This window comes from Sorangium sp. So ce204 (assembly GCF_051526795.1).
Classification (GTDB): domain Bacteria; phylum Myxococcota_A; class Polyangia; order Polyangiales; family Polyangiaceae; genus Sorangium; species Sorangium cellulosum_B.
Genome location: NZ_CP150317.1, coordinates 7,065,458 through 7,080,562 on the forward strand (window position 1 = coordinate 7,065,458; position 15,105 = coordinate 7,080,562).

General features: G+C 67.4%; 13 protein-coding genes. 8 read left to right on the top strand and 5 right to left on the bottom strand.

Features of this window, described 5'->3' with window-relative positions; all coding sequences use genetic code 11:
- Window positions 1–104: 104 nt before the first annotated feature.
- Entirely contained in the window at window positions 105–722 is a 618-nt protein-coding gene (locus tag WMF22_RS26395) for a JAB domain-containing protein (RefSeq protein WP_438031573.1), read from the bottom strand.
- Between the two features lie 292 nt (window positions 723–1,014).
- Between WMF22_RS26395 and WMF22_RS26400 the strand changes: the two genes are divergently transcribed.
- The 5 genes from WMF22_RS26400 (at window position 1,015) to WMF22_RS26420 (ending at window position 8,319) form a co-directional block, all read left to right on the top strand.
- Window positions 1,015–1,305 carry a helix-turn-helix domain-containing protein gene (locus WMF22_RS26400; protein WP_438031574.1) on the top strand — a complete coding sequence of 97 codons (291 nt, stop codon included), beginning with the start codon at window positions 1,015–1,017 and terminating at the stop codon, window positions 1,303–1,305.
- 562 nt (window positions 1,306–1,867) lie between these two features.
- Entirely contained in the window at window positions 1,868–3,376 is a 1,509-nt protein-coding gene (locus tag WMF22_RS26405; RefSeq protein ID WP_438037284.1) for a type I restriction-modification system subunit M, read from the top strand.
- Between the two features lie 143 nt (window positions 3,377–3,519).
- Window positions 3,520–4,689 carry a restriction endonuclease subunit S gene (locus WMF22_RS26410; protein WP_438031575.1) on the top strand — a complete coding sequence of 390 codons (1,170 nt, stop codon included), beginning with the start codon at window positions 3,520–3,522 and terminating at the stop codon, window positions 4,687–4,689.
- Window positions 4,686–7,817 (top strand): type I restriction endonuclease subunit R, encoded by a 3,132-nt coding sequence (locus WMF22_RS26415; RefSeq protein ID WP_438031576.1) that lies wholly within the window; start codon window positions 4,686–4,688, stop codon window positions 7,815–7,817. The genes WMF22_RS26410 and WMF22_RS26415 overlap by 4 nt, the downstream gene beginning before the upstream one ends.
- 109 nt (window positions 7,818–7,926) lie before the next feature.
- Window positions 7,927–8,319 (top strand): PD-(D/E)XK nuclease family protein, encoded by a 393-nt coding sequence (locus tag WMF22_RS26420; RefSeq protein WP_438031577.1) that lies wholly within the window; start codon window positions 7,927–7,929, stop codon window positions 8,317–8,319.
- A gap of 21 nt (window positions 8,320–8,340) precedes the next feature.
- Here the strand turns inward: WMF22_RS26420 and WMF22_RS26425 are convergent, their stop codons facing one another.
- Entirely contained in the window at window positions 8,341–9,930 is a 1,590-nt protein-coding gene (locus tag WMF22_RS26425; RefSeq protein WP_438031578.1) for an IS1182 family transposase, read from the bottom strand.
- Between the two features lie 124 nt (window positions 9,931–10,054).
- Here WMF22_RS26425 and WMF22_RS26430 point away from each other — a divergent pair, with 124 nt between their 5' ends.
- From WMF22_RS26430 to WMF22_RS26440, 3 genes are all read left to right on the top strand, one after another.
- The gene (locus WMF22_RS26430; protein ID WP_438031579.1) at window positions 10,055–10,465 is read left to right on the top strand and encodes a PD-(D/E)XK nuclease family protein; all 411 of its coding nucleotides are present in this window, start codon (window positions 10,055–10,057) and stop codon (window positions 10,463–10,465) included.
- On the top strand, window positions 10,462–11,043 hold the full coding sequence (locus WMF22_RS26435) for a hypothetical protein (RefSeq protein WP_438031580.1): 582 nt from the start codon (window positions 10,462–10,464) through the stop codon (window positions 11,041–11,043). The genes WMF22_RS26430 and WMF22_RS26435 overlap by 4 nt, the downstream gene beginning before the upstream one ends.
- Before the next feature lie 213 nt (window positions 11,044–11,256).
- Window positions 11,257–11,433, top strand: coding sequence for a hypothetical protein (locus tag WMF22_RS26440; protein ID WP_438031581.1), 177 nt, complete (start codon window positions 11,257–11,259; stop codon window positions 11,431–11,433).
- A gap of 22 nt (window positions 11,434–11,455) precedes the next feature.
- Here WMF22_RS26440 and WMF22_RS26445 read toward each other — a convergent pair whose 3' ends face one another.
- From WMF22_RS26445 to WMF22_RS26455, 3 genes are all read right to left on the bottom strand, one after another.
- Window positions 11,456–12,490, bottom strand: a complete 1,035-nt coding sequence (locus tag WMF22_RS26445) for a hypothetical protein (RefSeq protein WP_438031582.1) — start codon at window positions 12,488–12,490, stop codon at window positions 11,456–11,458.
- Window positions 12,491–12,872: 382 nt separating this feature from the next.
- Entirely contained in the window at window positions 12,873–13,115 is a 243-nt protein-coding gene (locus tag WMF22_RS26450; RefSeq protein WP_438031583.1) for a hypothetical protein, read from the bottom strand.
- Window positions 13,116–13,547: 432 nt separating this feature from the next.
- Complete coding sequence (locus tag WMF22_RS26455; RefSeq protein WP_438031584.1) at window positions 13,548–15,092, bottom strand: ATP-binding protein; 1,545 nt, start codon at window positions 15,090–15,092, stop codon at window positions 13,548–13,550.
- Window positions 15,093–15,105 lie beyond the last annotated feature (13 nt).

Here is a 15,105-nt window from a genome sequence, read left to right on the forward strand (position 1 = left end):
CAGAGGAACGGGAGGAGAGAAGATCGAGGGATGTTGCGGGGATAGAGTGGTTGGCACTGATTTGGCTATTGCGGCAAACGCGCCGCTTCGCCGGGAGCCTTGGTTCAGAGGGACGAGCCGGCCCGGAAGACGGAGGAGAAGCGCCCGGAAGGCGTCACGATGACGTGGTCACGAAGAGGTACGTCGATCAGGTGCGCGGCGTGCTCGATCTCCTGGGTGAGCAGCACGTCGTCGGCGGACGGCGCGGGGTCGCCGCCCGGGTGGTTGTGGGCCATCACGAACGTGACGGCGCCGAGCTCGAGGGCCGCGCGGAGGACGTCGGCGGGGCGCACGGACGCGGAGAGGAGGCCGCCGCGGCTGATCATGCGGGCGCCTCGGGCGCGGTCGTGCACGTCGAGCGCGGCGATCCAGACCTCCTCGTGGACGAGCGGCGCGAGCGTTGCGTGGAAGAAGCGGGCGACGTCGCGCGGGCGCCGCAGGCGCTGCGAGCGGCGCGAGCGCGCGGCGTGAAGACGCCGCCCGAGCTCGAAAGCGGCCGCGAGGCGGGTCGCCGCCTGGAGGGCGACCTCGGCGCGCTCCGCCAGCGCGACGGGGGAGAGGCGGGCGAGCGCCGGGAGGTCCTCGGCCGGGAGCGCGCGGCGGCCCGCGTCGGCCCGGCCGAGCAGGAGATCCAGCAGGGCCGCGTCGGGCATCGCAGGGACGTCGACGGGAGCGGGCTTCATCGAGCACCTCCGCGCGACGGAGGGCGGTCCGCCGGCGCGAGCGCCTGGTAAGCGCAGCGGCGGCGGGGCTCGAAGGAACGGGGACTTTGCCCGGGATCGGGGAGTATGCGAACGATCTGCACGTCGGACCTCGCTTTCTTCGGGGTTCGGCCACGCAGCCCGGGGCGTTGGCGCGCCCGCGGGCTGCACTTCTTTGTGCGCCTTGCAGCTTACCGAGCGCGCTCCGGCGCGGTCAATAGAACACAATGTATAGATTGTGTTTTCGTGGCGCGCCCGAAGGTAGGCCCGGCGCATGGAGCGCGATCACGCGGACGTGGTGCTCGAGTACATCGGAGCCAACGTGCATCGCCTCCGTGTGCGCCTGGGCCTGAGCCAGGAGGCGCTCGCCGAGGCGGCGGACATCAGCACGGGCTTCCTGCAGCGCGTCGAGAGGGGGAAGACGAACGTTGGGGTCGTGGTGCTGGTCCGGCTCGCCGACGCGCTCGGCGTCGAGCCAGGCGTTCTGCTGCGCCGCGCCGTGCTGCCGGCGGTGACGCGCGGGAGGCCGCGCAGCACGCGGGCGAAGCGACCGCCGTCGAGGTAGGCCGGCAGGGGCCATGCGCTGACATCCTCGCCAGACATCCAGCGTCCGTGCGGCGTTACGTGCAGCGCTCGGCGTTGATCGCTCATTCGGCGCAGGCGTAATCTGCTCGCACCGCATGCCGACCAAGCGAGACCTTCTCACCCATCTCACCCGGGACGAGCTCCTGGCCGTGGTGGCCCGCTTCGAACTCCCCGTCAGCGACCGACGCGTCCGCGATCAGCTCATCGACGCCATCGTCCAGGCCCGCAGCGCCGACCTGTCCGAGGTCCTCCTCGGCTACCCCCGCGACCGGCTGAAAGAGCTCTGCCGGAAGCTCAGCCTCGACGATCATGGCAAGGAGAAGGCGCCGATCGTCGATCGGCTGCTCGGCAAGACCGCGACCGCGGCGGCCGAGGCGCAGCGCGCGCTGCCGTTCGAGCAGGCGGCGCCAGGACCGAAGCCCAGGGCGGCCGAGAAGGCGAACGGGAAGGCCGCGGCGGAGGTCCACGGGAAGGCCGCGGCCAGGGCGAACGGGAAGGCGGCGAACGGCGGCGGGCAGGCCGAAGGGCGCGGCGGCGGCGACCTGGGCTTCGAGCGCAAGCTCTTCCAGGCGGCCGACAAGCTGCGGAACAACATGGACGCGGCCGAGTACAAGCACGTCGTCCTCGGGCTCATCTTCCTCAAGTACATCAGCGACGCCTTCGACGAGCTGCACCAGCGGCTCACCGCGCAGGTCGACGAGGGCGCCGACCCCGAGGACCGGGACGAGTACCGCGCCGAGCGTGTCTTCTGGGTCCCGAAGGAGGCCCGCTGGGCAGCAGTCCAGGCGAACGCGAAGCAGGCCAAGATCGGCCAGCTCATCGACGATGCCATGGTCGCCATCGAGCGCGACAACCCGTCGCTGAAGGGCGTGCTGCCGAAGAACTACGGCCGCCCCCAGCTCGACAAGCAGCGGCTCGGGGAGCTCGTCGATCTCATCGGGACCATCGGCTTCGGAGACAAGCGGAACAAGTCGAAGGACATCCTCGGCCGGGTGTACGAGTACTTCCTGAGCGAGTTCGCGCTCGCCGAGGGTAAGAAGGGCGGGCAGTTCTACACGCCGGGCTCGGTCGTGCGGCTGCTCGTCGAGATGCTCGCGCCGTACAAGGGCCGCGTCTACGACCCGTGCTGCGGGTCGGGCGGGATGTTCGTGCAGTCCGAAAAGTTCATCGAGCAGCACGGCGGCCGCGTCGGCGACATCAGCGTGTACGGGCAGGAGTCGAACCCGACGACGTGGCGGCTCGCCAAGATGAACCTGGCCATCCGCGGCATTGAGGCGAACCTCGGCCCGGAGAACGCGGACACGTTCCACCGCGATCTGCACAAGGATTTGAAGGCCGACTACATCCTGGCAAATCCGCCTTTCAACGCGAAGGACTGGGGGCAGGAGCGGCTGAAGGAGGACGTGCGGTGGAAGTACGGCACGCCGCCCGCCGGAAGCGCGAACTTCGCGTGGGTTCAGCACTTCATCCATCACCTCGCGCCAGCGGGGCAGGCAGGGTTCGTTCTGGCGAACGGCTCGATGTCGTCGAACCAGTCAGGCGAGGGCGAGATCCGGAAAGCGATCATCGAGGCGGACCTCGTCGACTGCATGGTCGCCTTGCCAGGGCAGCTCTTCTACTCGACGCAGATCCCCGTGTGCTTCTGGCTCCTGGCCCGGGACAAGAAGAATGGGCGGTTTCGAGATCGGCGGGGGCAGATCCTGTTCATCGATGCCCGCAAGCTCGGGCGGATGATCGACCGGACGCAGCGGGAGCTGGCCGACGAGGACGTTGCACGCGTCGCGGGCACCTATCACGCCTGGCGCGGCGACGAAGGCGCGGGGAGATACGAGGATGTTGCCGCCTTCTGCAAAAGCGCGACGCTCGTTGAGGTGCGTGCGCACCAGCATGTGGTGGCGCCGGGACGGTACGTCGGCGCAGAGGACGTGGAGGACGACGACGAGCCTTTCGAGGAGCGATTTCCGAAGCTGGTGGCAAAGCTCGAGGCGCACTTCGCCGACGCGAGACGCCTGGAAACGGTGATTCGCAGGAACCTGCAGAGGCTGGGATGATTCGCGAAGAACCTTTCGGCAGCTTGTGCGAGCACAGTGCATTCGGCCCAAGATTCAGCGGAGCATCTTACTCGACAGACGGCAACGTTGCGACTCTGCGCACGACCGACATAGCCGAAGACGGACACATTTGCTACTCGTCCATGCCGCTAGCTAAGCTCGATCTATCCAAATTCGAGCAGCATATCCTCAAGGTAAACGATCTGGTCATCACCCGCAGTGGCCGTGTAGGAACCGCAGCAGTCTTCACTGGATTCCAAATTCCTGTTCTCCCCGGAGCCTTTCTTGTACGCTTTCGATTGCATCGCAACGTCGCCGACCCATTCTTCTTTCGATACCTATTCAACTCTCCAATGGGGCGCAACCTCATCGGAACGATCGCTACCGGATCAGTCCAGCAGAATATAAACATTACGTCCATAAACAGCTTGCGCGTTCCGGTCCCTCCCCTCGCCGAGCAGCGCGCTATCGCCTCCATTCTCGGCTCCCTTGACGACAAGATCGAGCTGAACCGGCTAATGAACGAGACGCTGGAGGCGATGGCGCGGGCGCTCTTCAAGAGCTGGTTCGTCGACTTCGACCCGGTGCGGGCGAAGATGGAGGGGCGGGCTCCCGCCGGGATGGACGCGGAGACGGCGGCGCTCTTCCCCGACAGCTTCGAGGACGCGGAGCTGGGGCCGATTCCAAGGCACTGGGCGTATCATTCGGTTCGCGATGTCTCGGAGGGACTATATGATGGCCCACACGCAACACCGCCGGAATCGGACACCGGCGCAATCTTTCTTGGCATACCGTGCTTCACTCCGACATCGCTCGACCTCACCAAGGCTCGCTATATCTCTGAGGTCGACTGGCCCGCATGGACGAAGCGCATTATCCCGGCGCATCGGGACATCGTCTTCACTTATGAGGCAACGCTCGGCTATTTCGCACTGATTCCGCCCGGGCTTCGCTGCTGCTTAGGGCGGCGAACGGCCCTTGTGCGCCCGAGCTCGGATGCGAGAAACAATCATTTTCTGTTCCACTGGTTCGTCTCGCCGCCGTTCCAGAGCTTTCTGCAAGCCCACAAGCAACCTGGTTCCACCGTCGATCGCATCTGGCTTAAAGATTTCCCCGAGTACCCCGTGCTGCAGCCCGATGCTCGGCTCGTGGAGCGCTTTGAAAAGTTCGCGAACCCTATCTGGGCTCGAATTCACGCGAATCAGGCTGAGAATGCGACGCTCTCAGCCCTGCGCGACACCCTCCTCCCCCGCCTCCTCTCCGGCGAGCTCCGCATCAAGGACGCCGAAAAACTCGCCGAGGCCGCCCTGTGAGCCCCGCCGCCAGCGTACCCGCCGTGACCGAGTCGGCCGTCGAGGAGCTCGCCCTCCAGACCTTCGCCCGCCTCGGCTACGAGTGCCTTCACGGCCCGGATATCGCTCCCGGCGAGCCCGCCGAGGAGCGCTTCACCTACGCCGACGTCGTCCTTCGCGGCCGCCTCGACGAGGCGCTCCGCCGCCTCAACCCCGGCGTCCCGCAGACCACCATCCACGAGGCGCTCCGCAAGATCCTCGTCCCCGAAACCCCCTCGCTCCTCCAGAACAACCGCCGCTTCCACCGCCTGCTCCGCGATGGCATCGAGGTCGAGATCGCGACGCCCGGCGGCGAGGTCCGCGGAGAGCGCCTCCGCCTCTTCGACTTCGATGATATCGACGAGAACGAATACCTCGTCGTCAACCAGCTCACCGTCATCGAGGGGCAGCACAACCACCGCCGCCCCGACATCGTCGTCTTCGTGAACGGCATCCCCCTCGCCGTCGTCGAGCTCAAGAGCGCCGCCGACGAGAACGCCACGGTCCAGGGCGCGTTCAACCAGCTCCAGACCTACAAGGCGCAGATCCCGTCGCTCTTCGTCTACAACGAGCTGCTCGTTGTCTCGGACGGGGTGACGGCACGCCTCGGAACCCTCACGTCCTCCTGGGAACGCTTCGGCCCCTGGCGCACGGTCGACGGCAGCGCCGTGGCCGCGCCGGGCACCCTGGAGATGGTCACACTGCTCGAGGGCGTCTTCGACCGGGCGCGCCTCCTCGATCTCGTCCACCACTTCGTCGTGTTCGAGGAAGACCGCGACGAGGTCGTGAAGAAGATCGCCGGCTACCACCAGTTCCACGCCGTGCGCACCGCCGTGGAGGCGACGGTCCGCGCCACCCGCCCCGGCGGCGACCGCAAGGTCGGCGTCGTGTGGCACACGCAGGGCTCGGGCAAGTCGCTGACCATGACCTTCTACGCGGGCAAGGTCGTGCTGGACCCGGTCATGGAGAACCCCACGCTCGTGGTCATCACGGATCGCAACGACCTCGACGACCAGCTCTTCGGGACCTTCGGGCGCTGCCACGAGCTGCTCCGACAGAAGCCGGTCCAGGCGCGCGACCGCAGCCACCTGCGCGAGTTGCTGGAGGTCGCGGCCGGCGGCGTCGTCTTCACGACCGTCCAGAAGTTCCTGCCCGAGGAGAAGGGCGACAGGTTCCCGAAGCTCTCCGATCGACGGAACGTGGTCGTCATCGCCGACGAGGCGCACCGCAGCCAGTACGGATTCAAGAGCAAGCTCGTCAAGACGAAGGAGGGCGGCTACCTCGTGCCCGGCTTCGCGCAGCACATGCGCGACGCCCTGCCGAACGCGTCGTTCATCGGCTTCACCGGCACGCCCGTCGATGCCATCGACAAGAACACCCGCGCCGTCTTCGGAGATTACATCTCGGTCTACGACATCCAGCGCGCTGTCGAGGACGGGGCGACCGTCCCCATCTACTACGAGAGCCGCATCGCGAAGCTCGACCTGAACGACGATCTCAAGAAGGTCATCGACGACGAATTCGAGGAGGTCACCGAGCAAGAAGAGGAGTCGCGAAAGGAACGGCTCAAGTCGAGGTGGGCCGCGCTGGAGGCCGTCGTCGGCGCCGAGAAGCGCGTGAAGATGATCGCCGAGGACCTGGTCCGGCACTTCGATGCAAGGATCGAGACGATGGCCGGCAAGGCGATGGTGGTCTGCATGTCGCGCCGCATCTGCGTCGACATGTACGCCGCGCTCGTCGCGCTCCGGCCCGACTGGCACGACCCGGACGACGACAAGGGCGCCATCAAGGTCGTGATGACCGGCTCGGCGTCCGACCCGCTGGCCTGGCAGCAGCACATCCGCAACAAGGCACGCCTCCGCGACCTCGCCGACCGGCTGAAGGATCCGAACGACCCCCTCAAAGTCGTCATCGTGCGCGACATGTGGCTCACGGGGTTCGACGCACCCTGTCTGCACACGCTCTACGTGGACAAGCCGATGCAGGGACACGGCCTCATGCAGGCCATCGCGCGCGTGAACCGCGTGTTCCGCGACAAGCCGGGCGGGCTGGTCGTCGACTACCTGGGCCTCGCCGAGAGCCTGCGCAAGGCGCTCGACACGTACACCGAGAGCGGCGGCAAGGGCGACGCCGCCCAGGTGCAGGACGAGGCGGTGCCGGTCATGCTGGAGAAGGTCGAGATCTGTCGCGACCTGTTCCACGGCTTCGATGTCATGGCGTTCATGCACGGCTCGCCGATCGAGCGGCTCATGCTCCTGCCGGCCGCCCAGGAGCACATCTTCGCGCTCGACGGCGGGCGCGACCGGCTCGTGAAGGCCGTGATGGAGCTGAGCAAGGCGTTCGCGCTCTCGGTACCGCACGAGGAAGCCCTAGCCATCCGCGACGAGGTGGCGTTCTACCAGGCCGTGAAGGCCGCCGTCGTGAAGACCTCGCTGTCGGCCTCGGGCAAGTCGGAGGCCGAGGTCGAGCTGGCGATCCGCCAGATCGTGTCGAAGGCCATCTCGACGGACGGCGTGTTCGACGTGTTCGCCGCCGCCGGGCTGAAGCGGCCGGACATCTCCATCCTGTCGGAGGAGTTCCTCGCCGACGTGAACGCGATGCAGCACAAGAACCTCGCCCTGGAGCTCCTGCGGAAGCTCCTGCACGACGAGCTGAAGGTCCGGAAGCGCACCAACCTGGTTCAGTCGGAGGCGTTCTCCGAGAAACTGGAGAGGACCGTCGCTCGGTACCGCAACCGCGCCGTGGAGACGGCGCAGGTGATCGAGGAGCTGATCCGGATCGCCAAGGAGATGAAGTCCGCCCAGCAGCGAGGCGAGGACCTGAAGCTCAGCGATGCCGAGCTCGCCTTCTATGACGCCCTGGAGGCGAACGACTCGGCCGTGAAGGTCCTCGGCGACGCGGTGCTCGCGCAGATCGCTCGCGAGCTGACCGAGACCATCCGCAACTCGGTGACCATCGACTGGGCGGTGAAGGAGACAGTGCGGGCGAAGCTCCGCACCCTCGTGCGCCGCAAGCTGAAGAAGTTCGGCTACCCGCCCGACAAGACGGAGAAGGCGGTCGACACGGTGCTCAAGCAGGCCGAGCTGCTCGCGCTGGAGTGGGCGGCGTGACGGACACAAGCTCGGACGGGGGTAGCCAACGAGCCCGAATCTCGAGGATTCGCCCTGTCCGTGGACCGTGTTCTGGCTACTTCAGGGGAGGTACCGGTGGAGGAGACCGATGACCAACGTCGCACCAGGGCTTGAAACCGATGAGTCGCAGTTCGCCGCCCTAGCCGCCGAGTGGCGCGCCATCCTGGCGGACGAGCGGGCCAAGGGGACGGCGCAGCTCACGGCGGACGAGTCGCAGCTCAACACCCTCGCGGATGAATGGCGCGCCATCCTGGTGGCCGAGCAACAGAGCAGCACGGCGCTGGCGGCTATGTGGGAAATCCGGTTCGCCGATCTCCGCGCCGAGCACGATGAGCTCGTGCGTGATGGCGCCTGGGTCGGTGGACCGGACGACATGCTGAGCATCCTCGGCCTTGGCCGAAAGGAGCTATTCCATTCTGCGCTGCTGGCGTGGCTTCTCGATCCCCGGGGCCGGCATGGCCTAGAGCAGCGAACATATTGAAAATTGTCTGATTCCAATAGTTTACGCAGCCTCCTGGACCAGCCGCTGGGCAGCCTCGAGATTCTGGATCGCTGCGGCGCGCCGGAGGTCGAACAGGTTTCTCCTGGCGCCCATGTAGCGCGCGCTGTGTCCTTTCCGCGCCGCGATGTGGGCGAGCGCATGCTCCACAGCGGTGCGCTGCCTGAGCACGGCGCGTCCTGGTGCGGTCTGCTGTAGCTCCCGGAACTTGCTCTGCAGCGCTTCGTCTTCGGCGATGGACACGGTCCGCCCTCGTCCCGAGGCGGCTTGGGTGCATCTGGTTCGGAGGGGGCATGCGCCACACTCCTCAGGATCGAACTCGACCGTGTCGCCGGGCTCGAACGCTTCGACCTGTCCCGCCGGGCACGTGATCGTCTTGGTGCGCAGGTCGATGTTGAAGTCGCGCTTGCTGAACAAGTCGGGACTGCGAGCCCGCTGGCCCCAAGGCTTCGAGAACACCTTACCCTTCGCGTGGATCACGTCGCCAACGACGGGACTATTCACGTAGGCGCGATCAATGTGGAGTTCGGCGATGCGCAGCCGCTGATGCTGGATGTCTTTGGCGATCGGCACGGCTCCCTCTTCTTCGGGCCGATTCGCGGGCGTGACCGCGCAGGCGACAATGACGGGAAGGTCAAGGTCTCGTGCGATATGTTCCTTGTAGCCGTCAAACCGTTTCGAGCGGCTCTTTCTGCCGTGGCGCATCTCGGCATCCTCAATGGAGACGCGGCGGTCAGGCGCGACGCCTTGCCGGATGCGAACGGTCCCGTCTTCGGCTGTTTCCAGGTCCTGGCCCCGAACCTGTGTGATGGCATCGAGGTAGGGACGAAGGGGTTGCTCGACGACGTCGTCGAGGTGACGGTCCACCCACTGCTGTAGCGAGGACACCTGCCGCTCCAGCATCTGGATGGCCAGCACCTTCTGTTTCGGGTCGCTCCAGTCGAGGTCGAGCCCGGCCTTGATGCTGGGCGCCAGGAGCAGGGGGATGCGAGCCTTGCGGCATATCTCCTCGGGCGGTCGATCCATGATCTTCGACACGACGCGTACGATGCTGCGTGCAGCATGGCCGAGCAGGTTGATCGTGTCCTCAACCCGCCCGGCCCCCGCTAAAGGGCGGCTATCAATGGCCACGCGCAGCGCTTTGGACACCGCACGCCTCTCGCCCTCCGTCATAGCGCCGGACCGAACGAGCGCCACGGTCCGCTCCAGCAGCACTCGGTCCATCTCGTGCGCGAGCATCCGCTCTCGGAATGCTTGCAGCGCGCCCTGCGAGAACGGGGGCGTAGCCGCACCCAGGCAGCCGAGCACCATCTGCCAGCGCAGGTCGACCACGGACAGCTCCACCGCCTCGGCATCCGATGCGCCTACGTAGCCTTGGAGCAGCGTGACCATGCACATCAGCGCCGGCGGATGCGGCGGCTCGCCTGCCCCCGTCGTCCGGTACATGCCCTCCAGCTGCTCCTGGAACGTCTCATCGAACAGCTCGTGCCGGTGCAACCTGAGAAAGCCGAACAGTGCTCTCACGCGTGTCAGCCGCTTCATCAGCGACTGCTCCTGCCGCGACAGCTCCACCGGCGGCGACCATCGTTCCATCCGTGCACCTCCGGCCGCGGACGAGATCATGGCCCGGCGAGACGGTCGAGCCTTCCATCGAAGCGCATAGAATTACCGCAAAATCAACCTGATCGGTCCTCTAGGGTCCCGCTTTCTCGAGGACTTGCTGCGCCGTTGCACATCGGCCCCGCTCACGGCCGAGCTGCACCGCGCCCAGCCGGCACTCGAGGTGTTCAAGGGAAATGCGCGTGCCGATGTCGTCGTAGCTGGGCCTGGACTCTGCCTCGTGATCGAGAACAAGGTCGATGCGGGGGAGCAGCCCCGACAATGCGATCGGCTCTTCGAGAGCTTCGGGCGAGAGCCGGGTGCGTTGTTCGTATTCCTGTCGCCCTCCGGACGGGCTCCTGAGACCGCCACGGGCAGCGCGCGGGAAGCGTTCCAGAAGGTTAGCTATGCTGATATCGCCTCGATGCTCCGGTCATCGTGGGCACGTGCTCCTGGGAAGGGCGCGACGGCCCGCGGGCGTGAGGTAGTGTCCAATTATCTCGCAACGCTGGAGAGGGAATTTCAATGAACCGCATCGACGATCCGCGTGCCGTATTCTACCTTCGACATCAGACGCTGATCGAGGAGTGGGCCGCCGTCAGCAAGTCCGCCGCCGAGCTCACGCACTCGTTTCTGTGCTCTTGCGCAGATGAGATCGCCGGGCTCGCCTCGGAGCTATCTCTAGACGCCCACGTTCACAAAGATCTGGAAGCAGACTGGCCGAAGGTCCTCGTGCTTCCGCCAGGATGGCTGGATTCGAGCGAAGGAGAGCTCGTTCCGAAGATCGGGATCGGCCTGGAGTGGAACAGATCGGGCCGCCTGAACTTCACTACATCTCCTGGCTGCGCGTACACCGGTGTGTGGGTGAATAATAACCTTGACGGCGGCAAGGAGGTATCGAAGCAGCTTCGTGCGGCGTTCGCGGAGGCCGGCCTCATCAAACCGCACAAGCTCGTCACCAGCGCTTGGTGGCCCGCCTACCGCTACGAGGGGGCAACGGGGGAGTACTGGAACGACCTCGCGCCTTACCGGGCACAGATCATCGACTCAGTAAGATTCTTCTGGACGGTATTCGAGCCGCGGATCCGGGGCGTGCTGGCAGGCTGAGCGCGTGGCGCAAGCAGCGCCCGGTGGGAAAGGCTTCACGCGATCGGGAGCGGCGCTGTATGCGACAGACGCCTGGGCTCGCAGCTTACCATGCCTTCTGTGTGGGGATGATTCTCTTGGGGGCCAGGCGCACGACCATGCGCCCACTCTGGCGCGGATCCCGGCGAGCGCCTCGCAGAGGTGCCCACGGCCCCCTGGTGCTAGACTCCGAGCATGCCCGAGCGTCTGGCCCCTCCCGCCGAGGAGCGGGACGACAGCCCCTACGACGAGAACGGCGTGGACCGCTCCCTCGTCCGCTGGATGCTCAGCCTGTCGCCCACGGAGCGGCTGGCGCAGGTGCAGGGCGCGATCGATCTGATCATGAGCGTGCGTGAGCCACCCGCGCCCTGACCTGCCCTCCGGATCAAGGGCATCAAGCAGCGGACTCGTGTCGAAGGCCGACGAGCATGCGCCCGAAGTCGCAGAGCGCCGAGGCGCCGCCGAGCCGCAGGATGAGCTGGAGGACGGCCCCAGCGTGGAGGTAGTGCTCCGACGGGAGATAGGCGAAGAGGGCGGGATCGCTGATGTCGATGGTGCGTCGCCACGCGTCGGCGCGTGCGCGCGCCGACCAGATCGCCCGGAGCGCGGCGTCGAGCAGGCTCGCCATCGTGTCGCAGAGCACGCCGTCCTTCGTGTCCGGCTGCGCGAGAACGGAGCGCACGGCGGCGTCGATCTCCGGCGCGAGGGCCGCGCGCTCGGCCTCGGACAGCAACGCCGCCTCGCTGGCCCACCGGCGGAGCCGCTGCTCGGGCGACAGCTCTCCTCCCGCGCCCCCAACATCGGGTTCGGGGGCGCTCGGCGATGCCTCTACTTCGCCCTCACACGCGGGCGAAGACGCGTTGGCATGCACCTCGATCAAGGCGCAGACCTCGCGTGGCAAGGTCTTCTGCCGCCAGGATGTCCAATCGAAGAACTCCGCCCCTTCCTCCAGCGCCCAGCGCAGCGCCGGCTCCCACCGGGAGGCCGGCAGCGCGGCCCAAGCCGGATCCGGAATGGCCATTAGCCGATGGCTTGCCTGCGTCCTGCCGATCTGCCCCTCCGCGACCGTCTCGAGCACCCGCCCGGCGAGCTCCACGGCGCGCACCGCCGGGACGAGCGGCATCACCGCGGCTATCGCCTCGACGGCGCGCATGAGCGCAGCGCCTCGCCGCGGCGCGCCCTCAGCGCGCGCGAGGCGCACCGCGACCGCGCGCACCGCGACCGCGGTCAGCGCCGCCTCGTCGGGGAACCACTCCGCGCCATCGCCGGGCTGCGGCTGCCGCACGAGCGCGAGCACGGCGCGAAGCGAGGCATCGGGAAACAGCCGAAGGTGATGGAAGACGAACACGTGACGGCTCACGAAGTCGATGCGCCGGAGCCCGTCGATCGCCTCCTCCGCGCTCCACAGCCCGGTTTCCAACGCTTTCACGCGCAGGCTGAAGGGGATAGCGTTCTCAGCCCAGTACGTGCGCTCCACGATCTCCCTCGCCCGTAGCTGCCGCAGCATCGCCTCGGCGCGCGCACGCTCGAAGTCGGACTCTTCGAACGATGGGTCCGCGAGGCGCCATTCTTCGAGGCAGGCGCACGACGTCGCGCCCGCTGTGGACCTCTCAAGCCTTGAAGGCGCGCGCGTCCCTCTCGATGTCATAGTCGAACTCCTTCGCCACGGCTCCGCGGGCTGCGCGAACCTCGTCGACTATCGGATCAGGCTGTCGTATCGCGCTATTCCTCGACGAACTCCAGAGGGACATGGACGACCGGCGGCCCACAGCACGAGTGCGTACTATCGGTTATGCCGTGCGATTCAGCGCTCAGCGATCGCGCTCGACATCGTCCGCCGCAGTACCCTGCTCAGCGGGCTCTTCCGGTGAGTCCGGCAAGGGGGAATCCTGCAAATCAGGCGTTCGTCGGGCGACAATTGGAACAGTGGGTGTTCCGCCGGCCGCCCCCTGGCGCCGAAGCGCCTCGAAGATGGCGTCAATGTCATAGTCGTGCTCCTTAGCGATAGCATCGCGGATCGCACGGACCTCGTCCACAATCGGGTCAGGTGTCATGGTTTTTCCTCGAAAGCGAGCTCCTCCGGAGTGCAGATGATGGGTGGCCGAAAGCCACTTTCGCGACACACGGCTTCGATATGCCGACGTCTCACCGTACCTTGCCTCTCGCCGCGGGACCGAGGCGCGATCCTAGCAGCCACGCGCGAGCTACGCCGCAGCATCGTGGCTGCGCCTGCGAGCAGCAACGCATCGTGCCCCTGCGGAAGAGGCCGAGCGACCACCGGGTATCCGAGCGCCCGCCACCCGTCGCACGGATGAAGATCACCACGCCCGGTAAGCCAGCGGTCCGCTCCAACGCTTTCCGTCTTTTCCGAAGAAAACAAGATGACGGGGTAGCTCGTATCAGGGGGCGGCGACATCCCACGCCGTGCTCCGCTCGCCTCGAAAAGAGCACGGAGAGCGCTGCCCGCAGCCCTCCCCGCCCGCTCCTCACTGCCGCACCGGCAGCTCCACCACGAAGCTCGCCCCCTCCCCCGGCGCGCTCTCCACGGTCACCGCCCCGCCGTGCGCCTCGACGACGCTCTTCACGATCGCCAGCCCCAGCCCCGTCCCGTCGCGGCCCTCGTCGGTCGTGAAGAACCTGTCGAAGATCCTCGGCAGGTGCTGCGGCGGCACCCCCGGCCCCCGGTCGCGCACCGCGATCCTCGCCGTCCTCTCCCCTTCCCGCCCCTCCCCGCCCCCGACGGTCACCACCACCGCCTCTCCCGGCGGCGAGAACTTCACCGCGTTGTCGACGAGGTTCGAGAGCGCCGTCTCCAGGTCCGTCTGCCGCGCCCGGAGCAGCCGCGTCCGCATCTCGTACCGCAGCTCCACCGGCTGCCCCGGGCTCGCGCGCCGCTCCACCACGCGCGCCACGAGCGCCTCCAGATCGAGCACCGTCATCGCCTCGCTCGAGGCCTCGATCCGGCTCAGCTCCAGCAGCCTCGACACGAGCCGGTCGAGCCGCGCCACGTCGAGCTCGATGTTCCGCAGGAAGCGCCGCCGCGCCTCGAGATCGTCCGCCGCCCCCTCGTCGAGCAGCTCGGCGGCGCCCCGGATCGACGTCAGCGGCGACTTGAACTCGTGCGCCACGTCGGCCGCGAAATCCGAGATGTACCGCAGGCGCGCCCCCAGCCGCTCGTTCATCGCGGCGAACGACGCGCCGAGCTCGCGGATCTCGCCGCTCCCCGACACGGGCACCACGACGTCGCGCTCGCCGGCCGCGACGCGCTTCGCCGCGCGCGACAGCTTGCCGAGCGGCCTCGAGATCGACCACGCGAGCGCCAGCGTGACGAGGCCGGTGAACAGGCTCGCGACGACGAGCACCCGGATGAGCCCCGAGCGGATCCTGTGCAGCTCGACCAGCACCGGCTGCGTCGAGCGCACCACGTAGACAGCGCCCACCACCTCGCCGCCCCGCCAGATCGGCTCGGCCAGGAACAGGAACACCGCCGGCTGCCGCTCCCGCACGCGCGTCCATGCGGCGCGGCGCCCGGCGAGCGCCTCGCGCACCTCCGAGCGGTCCCCGACCTCGGGCCAGCTCTCGCGCGCGTTCTCGCCGAAATGGCGCACCCCGCTGGCGAGATCCGCGAGGCCCGACGAGCCAGGTCCACGGCCGCTCGTCGAGAGGAGACGCGGAACCGCCGGCTCGGGCCCCTCGGGCGGGCCGTTCTCGTGCGAGTCCACGACGACCGCGCCCGCGCTGTCGAGGATCCGGACGCGCGTGCGCGTGTGCCTCGCGGCCCGGGTCAAGACGTGGCGGTGATCGAGCGCGCCAAGCTCGACACCCCGGTCGAGATCCGACGCGAGCATCGCGGCTACCAGGACCGCCTGGTTCGCCATGTCGCGCTCCAGCGAGCCGAGCAGCTGCCGCTCGTAGAGGCGCGCGAACTCGAGCCCCGCCACCGGCACGAGCAGCACAACCAGGTTCACGACGAGCAGCCGGACGCGGATCCGGCCGAGCTCCCAGCGCAGGCGCTCGATCATCGTGCGCATCGCGCGCATCGTG